Raw genomic sequence first — 20,141 nt, 5'->3', positions numbered from 1 at the left:
GAGAGAACGCGTGGCGCACTTCGTGATCATGGGTTGTGGACGCGTCGGGGCCACCTTGGCGCACACGCTCGAGGATGCGGGCCACTCCGTAGCCATCATCGACCAGGACGACCGCGCCTTCCGCCGCCTCCGCTCGGGCTTCACCGGCCGGAAAGTCACCGGAGTCGGCTTTGACCGCGACACCCTGAAGCAGGCCGGCGTCGCCGATGCCTATGCCTTTGCGGCCGTGTCCAGCGGCGACAACTCCAACATCCTGGCCACCAGGGTGGCGCGCGAGACATTCCACGTGCCGCACGTGGTGGCCCGCATCTACGATCCCGGCCGCGCCGAGATTTACCAGCGCCTGGGCATCCCCACGGTGGCCGCGGTGCGCTGGAGCGCCGACCAGGTCCTGCGCCGCATCCTTCCCGAACAGCACCTGGCCGGGGACTTCCGCGACCCGTCCGGCCGCCTCGTGCTGGCCGAACTCGACCTCCACCCGGAATGGGTGGGCCACCCGGTCTCCTCCATCGAAAAGGTGGCCGACGTGCGGGTTGCCTACCTGACCAGGTTCGGCGAGGGGATGCTGCCCGCCGCGGGCACCTCCTACCAGGACGGCGACACGGTGCACGCCATGCTGCGGGTGGACCGCTCATCCGAAGTCGCCCACATCCTCGCCAAAGCACCCGCCAAGGAGTCCTAAGTGAAAGTCGTCATCGTCGGGGCCGGAAGCGTCGGCTCCTCGATTGCCCGTGAGCTGCTGGCCCACAAGCACGAGATCCTGCTCATTGACCTCAAGCCCGAAGTGATCGGGCGCAGCGGCCTGCGCGGGGCGCACTGGCTGGTGGGCGACGCCTGTGAGCTGAGCACCCTGCAGGACGCGAAGCTCGAGGACGCGGACGTGGTGGTATCGGCGACAGGCGATGACAAGGTGAATCTCGTCGTCTCGCTGCTGGCTAAGACCGAATTCGGCATCGGGCGCACGGTGGGCCGGGTGAACAACCCGAAGAACGACTGGATGTTCAACGACTCGTGGGGCGTGGACGTTGCCGTGAACACGCCGCAGCTCATGACGGCGCTGGTGGAGGAAGCCGTGGAGATCGGCGATCTGGTCCGGCTCCTGACCCTCCAGACAGGCGTGTCTTCCCTCGTCGAGTTCACGGTGCCGCATGACTCGCACGCCATCGGACTGACAGTGGGCGACATCGACTGGCCCGAGGACTCCACTCTCGTGGCCATCCTGCGGGACCAGGCACCGATCACACCCAGCCGGGACGACGTCATCGACGGCGGTGACGAACTGTTTTTTGTCACCACCATCGCGGCCGAGGACCAGCTGCGCGAACTGCTGTCGCCCGGCTCAAGCGAGGGGCAGGCGCCAGGCGACGGGCACGCACGGGGCGAGGTCCCGGCGTCGGCCATTTCGTCAGAGGAAGCCAGCCCGGCAACCGCGGATCAGCTGGATGACGACGGCTTCGACGGCTGAGAGCCAGGCGTTGCCGCCGGCCGCGTAATGAGCCAGGCGATCCACACGCCGAGGATGTACAGCGGTGCACCCATGATGAGCCTGGTGGTGGCCAGCGCCGCCAACCCGTCCGGACCCATCAGGTACAGGGGAACCTGCACCAGCAGGCGCAGCACCAGCACACCCACGATGATCCACGTTCCCAGCCGGTAGGCGCGGACGCGGACCGGGTCCTTGCGCCAGTCCAGGCCTTCGTTGCGGATGAACCCGAACAGCAGACCGGCGATGGGCCAGCGGACGGCGATGGAGATGACCATCGCCACAATGTAGGCCGTGTTGGTCAGGAATCCCGGAAGGTAGAAGTCCTCGGCCTTGCCCGTGGTGTTGGCGAGCCAGGCTGAGATGCCCACACCGACCACGCCGGCCAGCGCCTGGGTCAGCGGGCGGCGCTGCACGAGCCGGACCACGGTGAAGACGGCGGCGGTGCCCAGCGCGGCGATGAGCGACGGCGTCAGCGCGGTGGTGGCGGTGAAAGCGACCAGGAAGACCAGGCCGGGCAGGATGCTCTCTGCGATTCCCTGGTAGCCGCCGGCGCTTTTCAGGACGTCGATGCGTCCGTCGTGCGTGCGGTGCAGCCCTGCCTTGGCCGCGTAGTCCTCGGCCAGCCCTGCGAAAGCCGGGTTCTCGGGCGTGGGCTTGGGTTCCTCGCGGCCCGGTCCCGAATCGGGGTTCTCAGGCAAAGTCATTGGTTCTCCTGGCGAGACAGTATCTCGTAGCGGGGGTTGAACATGGTGGGCATGCCTTCCTTAACGGTAAGCATGCCATCGAGCCTGAGTTCCGTCCCGGCGTCGATCCCCGGAATGCGGCGGCGGCCCAGCCAGATAACACGCAGCCGGCCGCGCCGCTCTGCGACAGGGGTGTCGTGGTCCGAGACGATAGCCGTGAAGGCTGCCACTTCCGACGGGGGCGCGTAGGTGACCGACTCAATGAATCCATGGCAGAGGACGCGCCCGCGCTCCGGCAGCCCGCGGATGGGTACCGCCGGGTCCTGCGGGCCGCCTGCGTCAACCAATCTGGGTGATCTCCGGCCCGCGCTCGGGCTGCTGGAGGTCCGGCGCAGCGGGGGGCACGGATGCCGCGGTGTCCTTGGGCAGGCGCAGCTGCAACAGGTCCCTCGGCGGCATGGGGTTCTCGCCCCGGATGACCACGATCTTCCGGAACAGATCCTCGAGGCTGGCGGCAGCTTCACGGTCCAGCGCGGCCGCGCCGCCGAAAACGCCGCGCAGGAACCAGCGGGGGCCGTCGACGCCGACGAAGCGGGCCACGCGGTAACCCTGGCTGCCGTCCGGGGCGCCCGCCGGGAGCTTGGCCACAAGTTCGACGCCGTACTCCCCCGGGATCTCCTCAACCTGGCCGCCCTGGCCGCCGACAGACTGCCCGATTTGCTCCCGGATCTCATCCCAGAGCCCTTCGGAACGGGGCGCGGCAAACGCCTGCAGCTGCAGGCTTGACCCCTCGAGGTCCATGGTCACGGCGACGACGCGCTGGGTTGCTTCCTCGACTTCGAGCCGGAGCTGGAGTCCGTCGCGGGGGGCAATGAGCAGGGCGCCGAGGTCCACGTAGCCGTCGCGGCTGCTGATCTCGGAGACGTCGAAGGGACCGTTGGCCCTGCGGTCATCGGCAGCCTTCTCGGCCGGTTCCGGGGCGGCGTCCTCCTGGACGTCCTCCGGTTCCGCCGATTCCTGCTTCTTGGCTTTCTTGCCCAGCCCAAAAACCATGCGTTGTCTCCTTAGTTGTGATCATGCCGCGCCCCGAGAGGCGGGTGTGCAGCCCAGCCGGTGTTGAGCCGCTACGTGCCCGGAACGGCAAACCCGCCCGTGGAGCCGAACCCGCCGGCACCGCGGACAGAGTCGTTCAGCTCCCCCACGGCGACGAACTGCGCGTGCTCCACGCGCTGGATCACCATCTGTGCAATTCTATCGCCGCGCCGCAGTTCTATGGCCTGGTCGCGGTCGGTGTTGAGCAGGGTCACCGAGATCTCCCCCCGGTATCCGGCGTCGACGGTTCCCGGTGCGTTCACGACCGTGAGCCCGTGCTTGGTGGCGAGGCCCGAGCGGGGGTGGATGAGGGCTACAAAGCCATCCGGCAGGGCGATGGCTACACCGGTGGGGACGAGCCGCCGCTCGCCCGGCTCGAGCACCACGTCCTCGCGGGCCCGCAGGTCCGCACCGGCGTCACCGGGGTGGGCGTACGACGGAGCTTCCAGGCCGTCGTCGAGCATTTTCAGCTGCACCTGCACCGTGGGTGCTCCGAACTCCGCCCTGGGCGGCTGCGCCGCGTCAGTCGCCGGGGCTTGCTGCGCAGCGGGGGCCTGCTGCGCAAGGGATGTCATGGCCGTTGATTCGTCAGTCACAGTCCCTCACTCTATCGCCCGCGCGGCTCCTCCTCATACTGGCCACTAAGCTTGGGGGCATGCCCGAATCAAGCGCCGCCGTCCCCGCCCGCAACCCGTCTTCACCGGATGAAACCGCAATTTTCTCCGAAAAGCTGTGGCCCGGCGTGTGGATCTGGGTGGTCGCAGTGGGCATCGCATCGGCAGGCATCCTGGTCTTCGCCCCCATCAGCCCGGCTGCCGGCTTCACGGCGGCGGCTGTGCTGTTCGCCATCGAGGCAGTGCTGCTGGTCCTGTCCACGCCGGCAGTGGTGGTGACCGCGCGGACACTGCAGGTGGGCCGGGCCAGCATCGAACGCACCCTGATCGGCGCGGCGGCGGCGTACCGCGGCAAGGAGGCGACGGCGGAGCGCGGCACGCGCCTGAACGGCCTGGCCTATCTCTGCATCCGGGGGTGGATTGACCCGGTGGTCAGGATCGAGATCGCCGACCCGTCGGACCCCACGCCGTACTGGCTGACCTCCACGCGGCGCCCGGAAGAACTCGTCGCGGCGCTGACCGGCAAGTAGCCTCAGTCAGCCTTCACCCTTGGCCTGGCCTGGCCTTCACAGCCGCGCCTAGCCTTCACAGTCGCGGCAGTACAGCAGCCCGTTCTTTTCGCGGGCGATCTGGGAGCGGTGCCGGACCAGGAAGCACGAGGCACACGTGAACTCGTCCGCCTGGGCGGGCATGACACGGACCATGAGCTCCTCGCCGGACAGGTCGGCTCCGGGCAGCTCGTAGCCTTCGGCGAGGTCGGCCTCGTCCTCCTCCACCACTGCCGTTGGTTTATCGGCGCGGCGGGTCTTCAGCTCCTCAATCGAGTCCTCGTTGAGGTCCTCTTCGGACTTCCGCGGCGCATCATAATCAGTCGCCATGGCCTGCTGCTCACACTCCGTCGAATCGCTTGAATGATTCATCCGGGACAACGCCGGGTGAATCTGATTTGTGCCCGGTACGCGCACATTTTTCTCCACGCCGGGCGGAAAAGCCATAGCCACATCCAGCGTCTCCCCTGCGCCTCCACCGGCTGCCCGAAACTCCCGGAATTTCGCGGCGCGCCCTCTGCCCTAACGGGAAAAGACAGTGCGGGGTGGCAGAGTTTCGAATGATAGTAATGCCAGGGTGGAGGATTGTATGCAGGATCTACGGCTTGTAGGCGTCCACGACGACGGGGAGCATCTCCTGTTAAGCGGTACCGCCGGCGCAATGTTCCGGCTGCCGATCAATGAGGCGCTCAGACTGGCTGCCAGCCGGCCCTCCGCGCGCCCGTCCGCGGGTACCCCCGTGGCCATGTCTCCGCGCGACATCCAGGCGAAAATCCGCAGCGGTTCCACCGCTGCCGAGGTTGCCGCCGCCTCCGGCATGCCGCAGGAAAAGGTCGAGCGGTATGAAGGGCCGGTCCTGGCCGAACGCGCGTACATCGCGCAGCAGGCCCAGAAGGTGGAGGTCGCCTCCCCGGCCCCTGGGCACGACGTCTACCGTTCGGCGTTCGGCGACAACCCCGCCACCCTCGGCGACATGGTGGCCCACCGGCTGACCGCCCACGGCATCCAGTCCTCCACGCTGGAATGGGATTCATGGCGCCGTCCGGACGGTACCTGGACCGTGGTGGCCAAGTTTGAAGCCGCTGCCGGAGGCCACGCAAGCATTGGCGAGGAACCTCCCGCGATGTGGACGTTCAACCCCACCCGGAAATCCCTGCAGAACGCGAACCGCTGGGCCCAGCAGCTCAGCGAACTGGAGCCACTGGACGGACCTGTGCCGGCCCGGCGGCTTTCCGCGGTGTCCGACAGGCCTTTCGACTTCGAAACTGACGCGGACGCTGCGGCCCGCACCGGCATTGGTGCAGGCACAGAGCAGCAGAAAGACCCTGACGGCCTGCTGGACATGCTGCGTTCGCGGCGCGGCCAGCGGCTTGGCGTGGACGAGGACAGCGACGACGCCCTGGCGCTGCTGCTGGCAAACGGTGTTCCGGCCGCCCACCCTCGGGCGGAGGAGGCGGCCGCGGTCACGGAGGCCGAACCGCCGGCGGAGGGCTCGGCACATGCAGGTGATTCAGCGCATTCCGACAGTGCAGCCCATTCCGAGAGTGCATCACATGACGGTGCGGAACCTGGTCCGGAACCCGAAGCGCAGGAGGACGACGGCGACGGCGCCGCCGAGGCTCCGGCGGCGGAGTTCACGCTGGCCCGGCGCCGTGACGGCAGGCCTTCGATGGTTTCCCGGCTCAACCTGGTGCCCAGGCATGAGGACACGGAGGACGAGTCGCTGAAGCTTCACGACGGTGTCAGCACCCACACGCGCGAAATCACCATAGTCCCGGGTCAGCCGGGTCAGCCGGGTCCGGCCAAGCCCAGCCCGGCCAAGCCCAAGGATCCCGCCTCACCGGCGGCGCAGTCCCCCGGCCCGGTTACCGGCCGCCCGGCGCCTGCCAACCCAGGGCTGGACGAACTTTTGGGCCGCGGCAACGCCCGCCGCCGCCTTGAAGGAAGCCGCCTTGAAGGAAGCCGCCTTGAAGGAAGCCGCCTTGAGGGGACCCGGCCACAGCCTGGCCAGGGGACGTCCCGTGCCGATCAGGAGGAACCGGAACGCCAGCCATCCCGGCCGAAGCGCTCAAGTGTTCCCAGCTGGGACGAAATCGTCTTCGGCACCCGCGGGGACTGAGTACTAGCTCCAGGCCCTTTTGCTGACACTGGCACCGGCCTTTCCAATTGCGCCCGCCTTTCCACCAGCACCGTGCCACAGGCAGGCGTCCACCTCGAACGGGAGCAGCTCGTCCTGCTGGGCAATGATGCTGGCGCCGTGGGCAGTCACCCGGCGCATGAAATGCCGGCGGCACAGCGTTTCGTAGCCCACCACCGGCACGTGGCCTTTTTCGCCGTCGGGATCGCCGGCCGCAGGATCTATGGCCATGTCCACATCGCCGACCACCACCTGGGCGCCTTCGGTGACCATCACGCCGTCGACCGTCCTGGCGTTATGGGTGGCGCGCCGGCCGCACCAGCACAGCGCTTCAACCTGCAGGACCTGCACCCGGTCCGCGAGCTCAATCAGGCGCTGCGAACCCGGGAAGAGGCGGGTCCGGAAGTCCGCAGTGATGCCAAAGGCGAAGACGTCCACCTCGATCTCGTCCACTACGCGCGCCAGCTGCTCCACCTGGGCGGCTGAATAGAACTGTGCCTCGTCGCAGATGAGGTAGTCCACGCGAATCCCCTGGGTGCGGCGGAGCACCACCTCGTCCCAGAAGTCCGTGGTATCGACGACTTCCACGGCCTCGGCCTGCAGCCCCAGGCGGCTGGAGATCCGGGAGTCTCCGGCGCGGTCATTGCGGCTGAACCGCACCCCGCCGCGGCCGCGGGCGCTGTGGTTGTAGTCCATCTGCAGGGCGAGGGTGGACTTGCCGGAGTCCATGGTTCCGGAGAAGAAGACGAGCTCAGCCACGGGATCCCTGGCGGCCTGCCGTCCTTCCGCGGACAGCCTTGCCTGCGGCTGTCCTACCGGAAGCCTGGAAGCTGAGCAGCGGGACCTCGCGTTCGGCCCTGGTCAGGGAACCATGCTGGCCCACAACCTCCATGGCCGTCGGACGTACCCGGCGGGTGTCGTAGAAGGCCAGCGCGTCCCGGGCTGCCACCATCACATCGCCCAACCGTCCTGTAACTTCGGGCCGCACCGTACCGAAAAGCCCGGCAGCCACGGCTTCCTCCCGGCTGAACGCCCAGATCCGCTCGCCGAAGCGGGCACGCCAGGCCGCCAGGAGCCGTTCCTTCGCGGCGTCACCGGCGTCGTCCTCCAGGTACAGGTGGACCATGCGCGGTTCGCCGGCCGTGTGCCGGACACCGTCCACGAGGGCGGCGTCGGCGGCGTAATCGAGGCGCTGTGACTCAGGAACGTCCAGCATGCCGTGGTCGGCCGTCACCAGGACTGTGGTTCCGGGCGGGAGTGACGCATCAAGGCGCTTGACCGTGGCGTCCAGCTCCTCGAGCTGGTGCTCCCACTGCGGCGACTGCGCGCCGTACCGGTGGCCGGCCTTGTCCAGGTCGTTCACGTAAAAGTACATGAGGGCGGACTCCGCGTCAGCCATCGCCTCGGCTGCCGCCGCCGTGCGGGCGTGCGAGGTGGTGCCGGAGACGAACGTTCCGCCGCGCAGCGCCGCCTGGGTCATGGGCGAGCCGCCGAACTGCGGCAGGCTGACGGTGGTGACCGCCACGTGTTCGGAGGCACGTTCGAAGACGGTGGGGAACGGCTGCCACTTCTGCGGGTCCACGGCGGCATCCCAGTTGCCCAGCATGTTGACCACTTTGTCCTGTGCCGGGTCCAGGACGTCATAGCCCACCAGTCCGTGCTGGCCGGGCGCGAGTCCGGTGCCGAGGCTGGCGAGGGAGGCTGCAGTCGTGGAGGGGAAGGCGGCATCCAGCCAGACGGGGACCGCCCCCTGGCCTTGCTGCAGGATGCCCCGGAGGAAGGGAGTGTGCGCGGTCTTCTGCTTAAGCAGGCTGCGGCCCAGCCCGTCGGCGAGGACCACGCACACGCGCTTGGCCTGCGGGAGGCCCAGCACGTTCTCGAAGCCCGGTACACCCAGGCTGGCTGCTGCGCTGCCCAGCACCTCGGCCACGGAGCGGCGGCCATAGGCCGGTGCCCCCGGCAACCCGCTTACGGCAGGACCGGGTTCCGTGGTTCGTGGTGCGGAGCCTGAAGCCTGGTTTTCCTGCTCCCGCATCTCAGCGCTTGTGCCCGCGGCTGAGCCGGTTGGCAAAAACTCCCATGCGGGGACGCGGGTGGGTTGCGGACGGCGTGTGCCGCACCGGGGTGGGGGATCCGGTGTTTACCGCGCGCAGGGCACGGGCAAAAAGCTTGGCATCCTGGACCGCCTGCAGGCCGTCCGCCTCGGCGCTGATGCGCAGGACGATATCTTCCTGGGCGATGGTGCCGCTGTAGCCATGGTCAGCTTCGCACTGCGGGTCTCCGCAGCTGGCCGGACCCACATCAAGGCGCTGGCCGCCGGACCAGGCGATGGACAGGGTGACCTCGCGGACCGGGTCCGAAGGCTTGTAGTTCTGCGGCTGGGCGTACATGTAGCTCAGTACCACCGAGCGGATCTGCGACACCGGGACGGATTCGGTGGAAATCTGCGCCACGATCTGTTCGCCCGCCTCGTCGAGCTGCTGGTCGTCCACGTGGGTGATCACCAGCATGTCCTCGGTGAGGACCAGGACGGTGATGTGCCGGCGGACCTCGGCGCGGTCGAAGTGGGTCTCGAGGTGGACCAGGTGCGCGAGGCAGTCCCGGCCGTCCAGGGCGTCATCCACGACGTCGGCTACGAGCAGCGGGTAAAAACCCGCCTGCTGCAGGGCGCCGTCGAGGCTCTGGCCTTGCACACTGTGGTTGTGTGAGCTGTGCTGGAAAGCCTGCGGGCTGTGGTCGGGCGCTTGAGGCTTCGAGGTGGGAGGCTGGGAGCTCATTTCCCCATTTTCACAGATCGGTGTGGCACATGCTAACCAGGGGACTAGCTCCGCATCGCCCGCCGCGCGCTGTCAGTGCGCTGCGCCGCGTTCCCGATCCGGACGTCGGCAGCCAGGATGAACGCCCCCTGCGGCGTGGCCAGGACCGGGTTGAACTCCACCAGGGCTATCTCCGGGTGCGCATCCTTGAGCCGTGCCAGCCGCGCCGCCACCTCCTCCAAAGCGGAGACGTCGACGGCGGGCAGACCCTGGTAGCCGAACAGCTTCCGTGACGCGCGGGGGCTGCGGATCAGGTCGCGGAGGTCGGCGCCGGACAGCGGCGGCGCCCGGTGCGCCCAGTCCTCCAGCAGGTTGACGGCGTCGCCGGCCAGCCCGAAGGACACCACCGGCCCCAGCAAAGGGTCCTCGATGGCGCGCAGGGTGCAGGCCTGGCCCACCGGGGCCATGGTCTGGACCTCCAGCGATGCCAGGCCGTAGGGCTCCAGCGCCCGGCGCATCTGGCGGATGTTCAGCCGGAGGGACTCCGCGTCCTGGATGTCCAGCCGCACCCCGCCCAGGTCAAGGCGGTGGCGCAGCGTCGGATCGGTGGTCTTCAGTGCCACGGGCCAGCCGAGCCTGCCGGCCGCCGCCACGGCTTCATCCTCCGTATCGAAGCCTTCCGAGGGCATCACCCTGATCCCGTAATGCGCCAGCAGGCGCGCGGCGTCCGCAGGCTCGAGTTGCTTGAGCTGCTCGCCGCGGACATCGGCCAGCAGCCGTTCGAGGTCGGCGTGCGCTGCATCCGGATCGCACCCGTCGGGATCCACAAAGAGGCCCTGGTCCCGTTCCGCCCATTCGGCATAGCGCACAACGGCGGAGAGGGCGGCCACGGCCGCCCCGGGATTCGAGTAGCACGGCACCGGCGCTGCGCCGGCGCCCTCCCCCACCATGCCTTCCACGTACACCGATGGATCGAGGATGCCGGTGAAAGCAGCCACCACCGGTTTTCCGGCCTCGGCGGAGGCTTCTGCGAGCGCCCCGGCAATCTTCTCCACAGTCAGCCCGCGGGCCGGAAGGAAGGCCACTACGCCCGCGTGGACCGCCTCGTTGGCCAGCACCCCGCGGAGCCGTTCACGCAGGGCCGGCAGGGCACGGGACATGCCGGCGTCCAGATCCAGCTCCGTCACGAGCTCCTCGACGCCGAGGCCGTGGGATACGGCGCTGTCCGCCACGACTTTCCCCAGCGCCCCGGAGTTGCTGAAGACCGCCACCCCGGCACCCTTGGGCAGCGGCTGGGCAGACACGATCTGTGCCACGTCCATAAGCTGTTCGATGGTCTCCACCCGGATCACCCCGGACTGGCGCATCATCGAGTCCAGCGCATCGGCGGGAGCCTGCGTGGTGCGCACCGCATGGCCCGGCGGCAGCTGCAGCCCCATGGACGTGGACTTGGCCACGATTACCGGCTTGGTCCGCGCGAGCCGGCGGGCGATACGGGAGAACTTGCGCGGGTTGCCGATCGACTCCAGATACAGGCCCACTGCGGTGGTGTCGGCGTCGTCCTCCCAGAACTGCATCATGTCGTTGCCGGACACATCGGCCCGGTTTCCGGCCGACAGGAAGGTGGAGATGCCGGCGCGGCGCCGGCTGGACGCCGCGTACAGCGCCACCCCGATCGCCGCGGACTGGCTGAACAGCCCCAGACCACCGCCGCGGGCCAGGCTTGGTGCCATGGAGGCGTTCAGCGACACCGCTGGGTTGGTATTCACGATGCCCAGCGAGGCCGGTCCGATGACCCGCATCCCGTTGGCCCGCGCCTGCCGCACCAGCTCCCGCTGCCGGGCGAGGCCCCGCTCCCCGTCCTCGGTGAATCCCGCGGAGGCCACCAGGACCCCCTTCACGCCGGCGGCGGCGCACTCATCCACCACCTTGGGGACTTCCTCGTAGGGCACCGCCACAATGGCCAGCTGCACCGGCCCGGGCACCTCCGAGAGCTTGCCGAAGGACAGCATTCCGGCCAGTTCAAACGCTTCGGGGTTGATGGCGTAGACGGGACCGGTAAAACCGCCTTCGATGATGTGTTCCAGGAGCTGGTACCCCACGGTCCCCCACCTGCGGCTCGCACCGATCACCGCTACCGACGACGGCGCCAGCAGGTCCTGCACGCTTCTCGCCTCCGCGCGGTGCTCCCGGGCTTCCATCACCGCGCGCGATTTATCCGTGGGGTCGATGTTGAACTCGAGGCTCACCACGCCATCGTCGAAATGGCGCTTGACGTCATACCCGGCGTCGGAGAAGACCATGAGCATCTTGCGGTTCTCGGGCAGGACCTCGGCACTGAACCGGCGGATCCCGTTTTCGCGGGCCGCCGCCGCGAGGTGCTCCAGCAGGATCGAGCCGATGCCCCGGCCCTGGTGCGCGTCGGCGATGTTGAAGGCCACCTCGGCCTCCGCGGGGTCGTCCAGCCGGTCGTACCGGCCGATGCCGATGATGTCCCCGCCGATGGTGATCACGAAGGCCACCCGGTCCCGGTAGTCCACCTCGGTGAAGCGCTTGAGTTCGCGGCTGGAGAGCCGCTCCTTGAAGGCGAAGAACCGCATGTAGATGGAGTTCTGCGACTGCCGCGTGTGGAAGGTCTGCACGGCGTCCGCGTCGGTGGGGTGGATGGGGCGCAAATGCGCTGTGCCGCCGTCCCTCAGAACGACATCGGCCTCCCAATATTCCGGATATTCGCCGTCCCCGGGCTGATCCACCATAGGCTTAGCCTAGCTAAACCTCCCGAAGTGCACCCCAAAAAGGATCCACCAGCCCCATGGCACGCCGCCAAACACGCACCCCCGCAGGGGAAACAGTCCAGGACTACACCGAAAACATCGTTGATATCGACGTGACTTCCGAGATGGAAGGCTCCTTCCTGGAGTACGCGTACTCGGTCATCTACTCCCGGGCCCTGCCCGACGCCCGGGACGGCCTTAAGCCCGTCCAGCGGCGCATCCTCTACATGATGAGCGACATGGGCCTCCGTCCCGACCGCGGCCACGTCAAGAGCGCCCGCGTCGTGGGTGAGGTCATGGGCAAGCTCCACCCGCACGGCGACACCGCCATCTACGACGCCATGGTGCGCATGGCCCAGGACTTCTCGCTCCGGCTCCCCCTGATCGACGGCCATGGGAACTTCGGCTCGCTCGACGACGGCCCCGCGGCACCGCGGTACACCGAGGCCCGGCTGGCGGCGGCAGCGCTCACCATGACGGACCACCTCGACGAAGACGTGGTGGACTTCGTCCCCAATTACGACAACCAGCTCACCCAGCCGGAGGTCCTGCCCGCAGCGTTCCCCAACCTGCTGGTCAACGGCACCACCGGCATCGCCGTCGGCATGGCCACGAACATGGCGCCGCACAACCTCGTGGAGGTCATCTCCGCGGCCCGGCACCTCATCGCCAACCCGGACGCCACGCTGGAAGACATCATGCGGTTCGTCCCCGGCCCCGACCTGCCCACGGGCGGGCGCATCGTGGGCCTGGACGGCATCCGGGACGCTTACGCCACGGGCCGCGGCTCCTTCAAGACCCGCGCCAAGGTGGAGGTGGAGCAGCTCTCGGCACGCCGGACGGGCCTCGTAGTCACAGAACTGCCGTACATGGTGGGTCCGGAAAAGGTGATCGAGAAGATCAAGGACGCGGTCAACGGCAAGAAGCTGGCAGGTATCAGCGACGTCGTGGACCTGACCGACCGCAAGCACGGCCTGCGGCTCGTCATCGAGCTGAAGAACGGTTTCAACCCCAACGCGGTTCTCCAGCAGCTCTACCGCTACTCGCCGATGGAGGACTCCTTCGGCATCAACAACGTCACCCTCGTGGAGGGGCAGCCGCAGACGCTGGGCCTGCTGCAGCTGCTCACCGTGTACGTGGACCACCGCATCTCGGTGGTGCGGCGCCGGACGGTGTTCCGGCTCGGCAAGAAAAAGGACCGCCTCCACCTGGTGGAGGGCCTGCTCATCGCCATCGTGGACATCGACGAAGTCATCCAGATCATCCGGTCCTCGGACGAGGCCTCCGCGGCCCGCGAACGGCTGATGTCCATCTACGACCTCTCCGAGATCCAGGCCAACTACATCCTCGAGCTCCGGCTCCGCCAGCTGACCAAGTACAGCAGGATCGAACTGGAGAAGGAGCAGGACGAACTTCGCAAGGAGATCGCCGAACTGGAGGCCATCCTCGAGTCCGATCAGCTGCTGCGGGAACTGGTGTCCGGCGAACTCGGGGAGATCGCGGAAAAGTACGGAACACCGCGGCGTACGGTGCTCCTGGAATCCGAGGCCGTGTCCCCCACGGTGGCCAGCGCCGCCGGGGTCGAGAGCAAGGCGGGCGTCAAGGGCAAGCCCGCTCCCCTGGCCCTCGAGATTGCGGACGACCCGTGCTGGGCCATCCTCACGGCCTCCGGCCAGATCGCCCGGACCGCCAACCAGGACAGCCTGGCCGAGACCGGCCCCCGCTCCAAGCACGACGTGTTCCGCTCGGTGGTCAAGACATCGGCCCGGGGCGAGATCGCCGCAATCACCTCCCAGGGGCGCATGCTCCGGATCCAGGTGATGGACATGCCCGTCCTCCCCCCGGTCTCCGGCCTGCCGAACCTGGCCGGCGGCGTTCCGGCCAAGGACTTCATCACCCTCCTGAAGGGTGAGTCCCTTGTGGCATTCGCCCCGCTCGATGAAGTGCTGGCGCTCGGCACGGCGCAGGGCATCGTGAAGCGGGTGCAGCCGGATTACCCCCTGAACCGCGAGGACTGGGAAGTGATCACGCTGAAGGACAAGGACACCGTGGTGGGCGTGGCCCCGGCAGGATCCGACGATACCGACCTGGTGTTCCTGACGCGGCAGGCACAGCTGCTGCGGTTCAGCGCCGCCGTCGTCCGCCCGCAGGGCAGGACGGCCGGGGGCATGGCCGGCATCAAGCTCGCCGCCGGGGATCAGGTGGTGTTCTTCGGTGCGGTCGCCCCCGGCGACGAATCCGCCGTCGTCGTCACCATTTCCGGTACGGAAGGTGCCCTGCCGGGCACCGCCCCCGGGGCCGCCAAGGTGACGGCCTTTGCCGAATACCCGGCCAAGGGCCGCGCCACCGCCGGCGTCCGGGCGCACCGGTTCCTGAAGGGTGAGGACACGCTGCTGCTGGCGTGGGCCGGCCACGGCCCGGCGAAGGCGTCGTCGTCGGCAGGGGTGGCCCGCTCGCTGCCCCAGGAGCACGGCCGGCGCGATGGTTCGGGCATTCCGCTCTCACAGGCGGTGGACGTCATCGGCCCGAGCATGGCCTGGCCGGAATCCGCCTAGACTACTGCCATGCCTATCGTCCCGGATGAAAAGGACTGGACCTGGGTCCTGTCCCGCCCCTGCACGCAGTGCGGCTTCGACGCGTCCACCGTCACGCCGTCCACGGTTCCCGGCAGCGTCGAGAACATGCTGCCGCGCTGGCGGGCCGTGCTCCGGCGGCCGGACGCCACCGAGCGGCCGGACGACAGCACGTGGTCCGCGCTGGAGTACGCCTGCCATGTCAGGGACGTGTTCAACCTCTTCGACCGCCGCCTCAACCTGATGCTCACCGATGACAACGCGCGGTTTCAGAACTGGGACCAGGACAAGACGGCACTGGAGAGCGACTACGCGAACGCCGACCCCGCCGTGGTGAGCGCCGAGCTCACTGCGGAGGGCCAGCAGGTGGCGGCCTCCTTCGCCAGGGTGCAGGAGTCGCAGTGGGACCGGACCGGGCTGCGCAGCAACGGCTCGGAGTTCACTGTCCTGACGCTCGCGCAGTATTTCCTGCACGACGTCGTCCATCACCTTGCGGACGTGGACGGCTGACCGGCGCTTTCGTTCAGGGCTGCAGGACCTTGTCCCAGGCCAGGCTTGTGTTAACCGGGGCGTAGCCCATCTTGCGGTACAGCGCCATGGCGCCAGTGGGGTTCTCGGAATCCACATCCAGCGACGCCTTGTCCATGCCCGCGGCGGCGAACCGCCGCATGGCATCGGCCAGGAGTGCCTGCGCGACGCCGCGCCCGCGGAATTCCCGGCGGACACCCAGCAGGTCCGTGTAGCCCTCGGTGAACCCGCGTGCCACGGCGGTCTCCGGGTCGTGGCTGGCCAGCTGGTAGCCAACCACCTCACTCGTGCTACTCGCCAGCACGACCGCGCTGAGATCGGGCCGGGCCAGGGGGTCGTTGACCACGAAGCCCCATGACTCCTCGTCCCGCGGTTCGCTTCCCCAGTGGTCGGCGAAGACCTGGTTGTGCGCCAGGCGCACGGCTTCGCTCAGCCCTGGTTCCATCGGCACCAGCTTCAGGCCGTGGTCCAGTGGCGCTTCGGGCAGCGGAGCCGAGAGCGGGCGGTGCATCTCGTTGTAGTAGCGGACCACCTCATACCCGGACTCCTCCAGGAGAGCGCACTGGTGCTGCTGCTTCTGTTCGATGAAAATCCGCAGCCGCGGTACTGGCCCTGCACCGCCCGCACCGGCAACATTTGCACCGGAATCCTCCGCGAACCGCTGCCTGGTCCGCGCCTCCAGCCAGGACAGAAGGGCTGACCCGACGCCGCGGCGCTGCCACTTGGGGTCCACGGCACAGAATCCATGGGCTTTGGCCCCGTCCTTGTTTTTGGTCAGGCGGGCATAGGCCCTGGGAACACCGCCGGAGTCCAGGCCAAGCACTGTGTTTGGACCCACCGGGTTGTTTTGGGACTCCATGATCTGTTCCAGGTCCGCCCGCCGTTCAAACCACACAGGCTGCTCGGCAGCCGCGGTCCGGGCGATCAGCTCAGCCCAGGCATCCAGATCCGCGGGGCCGGCGCTGCGCCAGTGCAGTTCCGGGAAGCCGACGGCGGGAAGGTCACCGGAGCCGGCGGCGGGCAGGCCGGGGGCGTCGTTGTGCGTCATGGGAAACAGGCTAGCCGCCGGCCACTGGCCGCGCCATCATGCCGCCTCTGCGCTCGCTGTTCCTCACGCTGCACTGGTACTGCGCTGCGGGGCGGCAACCCGTAGGCTGGGGCAATCACCGGCTGGGGCAATAGCGGCCAGCTTTCCCTGAAAGGCGCAGAATGCTTCTACTCTTCGGATTCAAGACTGTTCAGAAGCTGCTGCCCGGCCGGTCGGCGGCCTGCCAGTACTGCCGGGTGTTCGCGCACCAGCACCTTGAGGAGCGGGCCACCAAGTTCACGCTGTTCTTCATTCCGGTTTTCACGACCTCACGCTCCTACCGGATCACCTGCTCCAACTGCGGCGCCACCTCGGTGGTCAACGGCCGACAGAAACAAGCGCTGGTGGGCTAACCCCGCCCCGATGCCATCACCGCGGCGCCGGCGAGCCGGTTTTCGGCGCGAAGGTCCAGGAGCGCGTCGTCGGGGCTGATGTCGGCAGGGTTGTGGGTCACCAGTACCACGGTGCGCGACGCAAGTCCGGCACGCAGGTCCGCGATCAGCGCCCGTCCGGATTCGGCATCGAGGTGCGCGGTAGGCTCGTCCAGGAGGATCACGTCGGCCTGCGTCATGAGGGTACGCGCCACCGCGAGCCGCTGCCGTTCGCCACCGCTGAGGAATGCTCCGCCCGGGCCAATGCGGGTCTCCATGCCGTCTTCCAGACGCGCCAGCAGGGGCGCCAGGCCAACCGCTGCCAATGCTTCCCGCATCGCCTGTTCGGTCTCCTTCCCAGACCCCATGCCCGACTCCTGCCGCGGGCTGCCGAGCAGCAGGTTCCCGCGGACGGTGGAGTCGAAGAGGTGCGCCTCCTGCGGGCACCACGCCGCGGTGCCGGTCACCGCGATGCGGCCTGCCCGGGCAGGGAGGAAGCCCAGCATCACCGCCAGCAGCGTGGACTTGCCGGCGCCGGACGGGCCGGTCACCGCCAGCCAACGGCCGGGCTCAGCCACGGCAGACACGCCACTGAAGACAGCACCGCCGCCTGGCCACGCGGCCGACAAGCCCTCCAGATCGACGCCCGGCTGCCCCAGCCCGCGGGGAACCGGCCGAATGTTTTTCCGATTAACGCTGGGTTCTCCCGGCTGCAGGACGCCCGACTCACCGATGCGGCGCAGGACCGCACGCAGCGCCGGAAACTGCCGGACCGCCGTCGTCATGGCCCCAAACGGTTCGGCGAGCGCCAACAGCAGGAGAACCACGACGCCGACCGCGGTCGCCGGAAGGGAACCGGCCAGCACCTCGGGCGCCGCCAGCACGGCGCTGTAGAGCGCGCCCGCGCCGCACGCGGCCACGGTGAGGGCCTGGCCGAGTCCTTCAGCCCAGGCCGACCTGCGTGCCGCGCCGGTGGCGTCCCGGTCCAGCGCACTGATACCGGCCAGAACCGGCTGCGTCGCGGCATTCGCGTGCAGTTCCGCCCTGGCGTCCAGCGCGGCAGCGACCCGCCGGAGGACCCCGGAGCGCAGCCGCTGCTCGGCCTTGGCAGACATCCGGTCCGCGAACAATGACGCGGCGGGCGCAGCCACCAGGCTCACCAGCGCGGCGGCGAGCACGGCCGGCAGGGCCGCCGGAATCAGCCAAGCCACCGTACCGGAGGCGGCTGCTGCCACCGCCACGGCAATAATCGGCGGCAGCACCACCCGCGGGAGCAGGTCCCGGACGGTGTCGACGTCCTCGATGACGGCGCCCAGCACGTTGCCGCCCTGCAGCAGCCGGCGCAGGGACAGTGCCCGCTGGCTGAGGGACGCCCAGAGGCCGCCGCGCAGCTTCGTCAGGGACGCGAACACGGCGTCGTGCAGGAGGAGCCGCTCGCAGTAGCGCAGAACAGCGCGGCCGATGCCGAAGAAGCGGACACCCACAATGGCGGTCAGGAGGTACAGGATGGGCGGCTGCTCACTGGCGCGCAGGATGAGCCAGCCGGAAAGCCCTGAAAGCGCGACGGCGAAAAGGGCGGCCAGGGCCCCGACGATGCCGGATGCTGCGAAGCGTCCACGGACGGGCGCGAGCAGCCTGGTGAGCATCGCGGCGGTGCGGGGGGAACTGGCTCGCGCGTTGGCGGCCGGGACGCCGCCTGCCCCGCTGCCGGCCACCGCAGAGGCGGCGCCCTCGCCCTCGGCCGACGCACTGCGGTGGCCGGCGCCGGCCGAAACCTGGGCAGTGGCCTCAGCCGGAGCAAGGGGCGACGTTTCAAGAGTGGGCGCAGCTCCGTGGCCGGACAGCGGCACGATCCTGTCGGCGAGTTCCCTCGTCTGGCGGTCATGAGCCACCAGAATGACGGTGGCGCGGCCGCGCAGCGCACGGATCGCATCATGGACACGGTTGGCCGAGTCCCGGTCGAGGTGCGCTGTGGGCTCGTCCAGGAGCAATACTGTGGCGCCTGCCTCGATGCGGGCCAGGCCCCGGGCAAGGGCAATGCGGCGCAGCTCCCCCGGACTCAGTTCGGCCGGATGCTTGTCCGCCAGGTGGTCCGCGCCGACAGCGGCCAGGCACCGCAGCACTCCCCCGGAGTCTGCTTCCCCGCGGACGGCTGACCCGGCTGCTGGCTTGCCGGCTGTTGCCGTGCCCGCCGTCAGGTACAGCAGCACCTCCTCGCGCACGGTGTCCGCCACCATCACGGGATGCTGCGGCACCCAGGCCACGTCGCCGGCCGCGAATCCTCCGACAGTTCCGGACACTGCTGTGCCGCCGCCGGTTCCGACCGTTCCCGCGAGAACGCCCAGCACGGTGCTCTTGCCCGCGCCGCTGGGACCGTCGAGCGCGGTGACCAGTCCGGCGGGCGCCGAAAAACTGACTGGCCCGACGGCGGGCCCCTGCCGTCCCGGATAACTGACCGTGAGATCCCGGACTGTCGGGCCCGCCGGCCCATCCGCACCGGACGTCGCCGCACCGGCAGGCTCGTCCACCGGGGCCGGCCCCGGCACGAGCCGCCGGGGCTCCGGGGCCTCCAGCACCGCCGTGGTTTCGGCGAGCGCTGCCCGGCCGTCGTCGCTGGCGTGGTGGGCGGTTCCCAGCTCGCGGAGCGGAAGGTAGCAGTCTGGAGCGAGGATGAGCGCCAGCAGCCCGGCTTCCAGCGCCATGTCGCCGTGGACGAGCCGGACGCCGATGAACACCGCCACCACCGCTACGGAAATGGTGGCGATCAGTTCCAGGGCGAGCGCGGAGAGGAACGCCGTCCGCAGGGTCCCCATGGTCCGCTGCCGGTAGTCTTCGGAAATGTCCTCCAGGGCGCGGCGCTGGGCAGCGGCCCGGCCGAGCCCCACCAGCACCGGCAGCCCCTTGGCGAGTTCGAGCATGTGCCCGGACAGCCGGGACAGGGCAGCCTGGGCCTCCCGCACCCTATCCTCGGTGTAGCGGCCGATCAGCACCATGAACACGGGGACCAGGGGCACCGTCAGCACGATCACCACGGCGCTGACCCAGTCGGCGAAAAGGATCCGGGCGCCGAGCAGCAGCGGGATGGCCGCGCAGTTCACCAGCGCGGGGAGGTACTGCGTGTAGTAGCTGTCCAGGGCATCCAGGCCGCGCGTCGCAAGCACGGCCAGGCCGCCGTCGGACGGGCCGGCGGCCCGGACTCCGTTGCGCAGTGCCGTCTCCAGGAGTTGCGCCCGCAGCTCCTCCTTGACGCCCAGGGCGGCGCGTCTCGCGGCGACGCCCTGCGCCCAGACCGTGACGGACCGCAGCACCACGCCGGCTGCTCCCCAGCCCAGCTGGTCACCCCACGCGGCGTCGTGGGTCATGAGGCCTGCGAGCACGGATGCGACAGCCTGCCCCATCAGGACAAGGGACAGGGCCTTCAGCGCAGCGAGCAGGCCAAGTCCGTAAAGGGCGCGGCGGGTGGAGGGTCCGGACGGGAATTGGGGTTTCAAA

The 20,141-nt window shown here is 69.0% G+C and carries 18 protein-coding genes; 7 read left to right on the top strand and 11 right to left on the bottom strand.

What is annotated here, in order from left to right:
* Positions 1-10: 10 nt before the first annotated feature.
* Both ABRP34_RS00935 and ABRP34_RS00930 read left to right on the top strand, forming a co-directional pair.
* On the top strand, positions 11-682 hold the full coding sequence (locus tag ABRP34_RS00935) for a TrkA family potassium uptake protein (protein ID WP_003801606.1): 672 nt from the start codon (positions 11-13) through the stop codon (positions 680-682).
* Positions 683-1,465, top strand: coding sequence for a TrkA family potassium uptake protein (locus ABRP34_RS00930; RefSeq protein ID WP_353711905.1), 783 nt, complete (start codon positions 683-685; stop codon positions 1,463-1,465).
* On the opposite strand, the gene ABRP34_RS00925 is transcribed toward ABRP34_RS00930, so the two are convergent.
* From ABRP34_RS00925 to dut, 4 genes are all read right to left on the bottom strand, one after another.
* Positions 1,435-2,190: a DUF3159 domain-containing protein gene (locus tag ABRP34_RS00925; protein ID WP_353711904.1), complete on the bottom strand. Its 756-nt coding sequence runs from the start codon at positions 2,188-2,190 to the stop codon at positions 1,435-1,437. The genes ABRP34_RS00930 and ABRP34_RS00925 overlap by 31 nt on opposite strands.
* Entirely contained in the window at positions 2,187-2,516 is a 330-nt protein-coding gene (locus tag ABRP34_RS00920) for an OB-fold nucleic acid binding domain-containing protein (protein ID WP_003801613.1), read from the bottom strand. Before ABRP34_RS00920 ends, ABRP34_RS00925 begins: the two co-directional genes overlap by 4 nt.
* Positions 2,509-3,222 (bottom strand): DUF3710 domain-containing protein, encoded by a 714-nt coding sequence (locus tag ABRP34_RS00915; RefSeq protein WP_353711903.1) that lies wholly within the window; start codon positions 3,220-3,222, stop codon positions 2,509-2,511. Before ABRP34_RS00915 ends, ABRP34_RS00920 begins: the two co-directional genes overlap by 8 nt.
* Before the next feature lie 71 nt (positions 3,223-3,293).
* Positions 3,294-3,857 carry a dUTP diphosphatase gene (gene dut / locus ABRP34_RS00910; RefSeq protein WP_353711902.1) on the bottom strand — a complete coding sequence of 188 codons (564 nt, stop codon included), beginning with the start codon at positions 3,855-3,857 and terminating at the stop codon, positions 3,294-3,296.
* Between the two features lie 59 nt (positions 3,858-3,916).
* On the opposite strand from dut, the gene ABRP34_RS00905 reads away from it, so the two are divergent.
* Complete coding sequence (locus ABRP34_RS00905; RefSeq protein ID WP_003801620.1) at positions 3,917-4,405, top strand: DUF3093 domain-containing protein; 489 nt, start codon at positions 3,917-3,919, stop codon at positions 4,403-4,405.
* 48 nt (positions 4,406-4,453) lie between these two features.
* Here the strand turns inward: ABRP34_RS00905 and ABRP34_RS00900 are convergent, their stop codons facing one another.
* Positions 4,454-4,753: a DUF4193 domain-containing protein gene (locus tag ABRP34_RS00900; RefSeq protein WP_043418614.1), complete on the bottom strand. Its 300-nt coding sequence runs from the start codon at positions 4,751-4,753 to the stop codon at positions 4,454-4,456.
* Positions 4,754-5,012: 259 nt separating this feature from the next.
* Here ABRP34_RS00900 and sepH point away from each other — a divergent pair, with 259 nt between their 5' ends.
* A complete protein-coding gene (gene sepH, locus ABRP34_RS00895; RefSeq protein ID WP_353711901.1) occupies positions 5,013-6,542 on the top strand; it encodes a septation protein SepH in 1,530 nt (509 codons plus the stop codon).
* 3 nt (positions 6,543-6,545) lie between these two features.
* On the opposite strand, the gene ABRP34_RS00890 is transcribed toward sepH, so the two are convergent.
* The 4 genes from ABRP34_RS00890 to ABRP34_RS00875 are packed head-to-tail and all read right to left on the bottom strand — an operon-like array spanning position 6,546 to position 12,072.
* Positions 6,546-7,319 (bottom strand): thymidine kinase, encoded by a 774-nt coding sequence (locus ABRP34_RS00890; RefSeq protein WP_353711900.1) that lies wholly within the window; start codon positions 7,317-7,319, stop codon positions 6,546-6,548.
* Entirely contained in the window at positions 7,312-8,595 is a 1,284-nt protein-coding gene (locus tag ABRP34_RS00885; RefSeq protein ID WP_353711899.1) for a nucleotide pyrophosphatase/phosphodiesterase family protein, read from the bottom strand. The genes ABRP34_RS00890 and ABRP34_RS00885 overlap by 8 nt, the downstream gene beginning before the upstream one ends.
* Before the next feature lies 1 nt (position 8,596).
* The gene (locus ABRP34_RS00880) at positions 8,597-9,337 is read right to left on the bottom strand and encodes a DUF5998 family protein (RefSeq protein ID WP_353711898.1); all 741 of its coding nucleotides are present in this window, start codon (positions 9,335-9,337) and stop codon (positions 8,597-8,599) included.
* A gap of 44 nt (positions 9,338-9,381) precedes the next feature.
* The gene (locus tag ABRP34_RS00875) at positions 9,382-12,072 is read right to left on the bottom strand and encodes a GNAT family N-acetyltransferase (protein ID WP_353711897.1); all 2,691 of its coding nucleotides are present in this window, start codon (positions 12,070-12,072) and stop codon (positions 9,382-9,384) included.
* Positions 12,073-12,128: 56 nt separating this feature from the next.
* Here ABRP34_RS00875 and ABRP34_RS00870 point away from each other — a divergent pair, with 56 nt between their 5' ends.
* Both ABRP34_RS00870 and ABRP34_RS00865 read left to right on the top strand, forming a co-directional pair.
* Complete coding sequence (locus ABRP34_RS00870) at positions 12,129-14,645, top strand: DNA topoisomerase IV subunit A (RefSeq protein ID WP_003801635.1); 2,517 nt, start codon at positions 12,129-12,131, stop codon at positions 14,643-14,645.
* Between the two features lie 9 nt (positions 14,646-14,654).
* A complete protein-coding gene (locus ABRP34_RS00865; protein ID WP_003801638.1) occupies positions 14,655-15,173 on the top strand; it encodes a DinB family protein in 519 nt (172 codons plus the stop codon).
* A 13-nt stretch (positions 15,174-15,186) separates the two neighbouring features.
* Here ABRP34_RS00865 and ABRP34_RS00860 read toward each other — a convergent pair whose 3' ends face one another.
* Positions 15,187-16,239 (bottom strand): GNAT family N-acetyltransferase, encoded by a 1,053-nt coding sequence (locus tag ABRP34_RS00860; protein WP_353711896.1) that lies wholly within the window; start codon positions 16,237-16,239, stop codon positions 15,187-15,189.
* A gap of 161 nt (positions 16,240-16,400) precedes the next feature.
* On the opposite strand from ABRP34_RS00860, the gene ABRP34_RS00855 reads away from it, so the two are divergent.
* Entirely contained in the window at positions 16,401-16,631 is a 231-nt protein-coding gene (locus tag ABRP34_RS00855) for a zinc-ribbon domain-containing protein (protein WP_043418617.1), read from the top strand.
* Here ABRP34_RS00855 and cydD read toward each other — a convergent pair.
* A complete protein-coding gene (gene cydD / locus ABRP34_RS00850; RefSeq protein WP_353711895.1) occupies positions 16,628-20,140 on the bottom strand; it encodes a thiol reductant ABC exporter subunit CydD in 3,513 nt (1,170 codons plus the stop codon). The two genes, ABRP34_RS00855 and cydD, sit on opposite strands and share 4 nt — an antisense overlap.
* Position 20,141: the final 1 nt, after the last annotated feature.

The organism is Arthrobacter sp. K5 (assembly GCF_040448525.1).
Lineage (GTDB): Bacteria > Actinomycetota > Actinomycetes > Actinomycetales > Micrococcaceae > Arthrobacter > Arthrobacter globiformis.
Note: the sequence above shows the minus strand (reverse complement) of the source record. Positions and strands in the feature narration are given on the sequence as shown.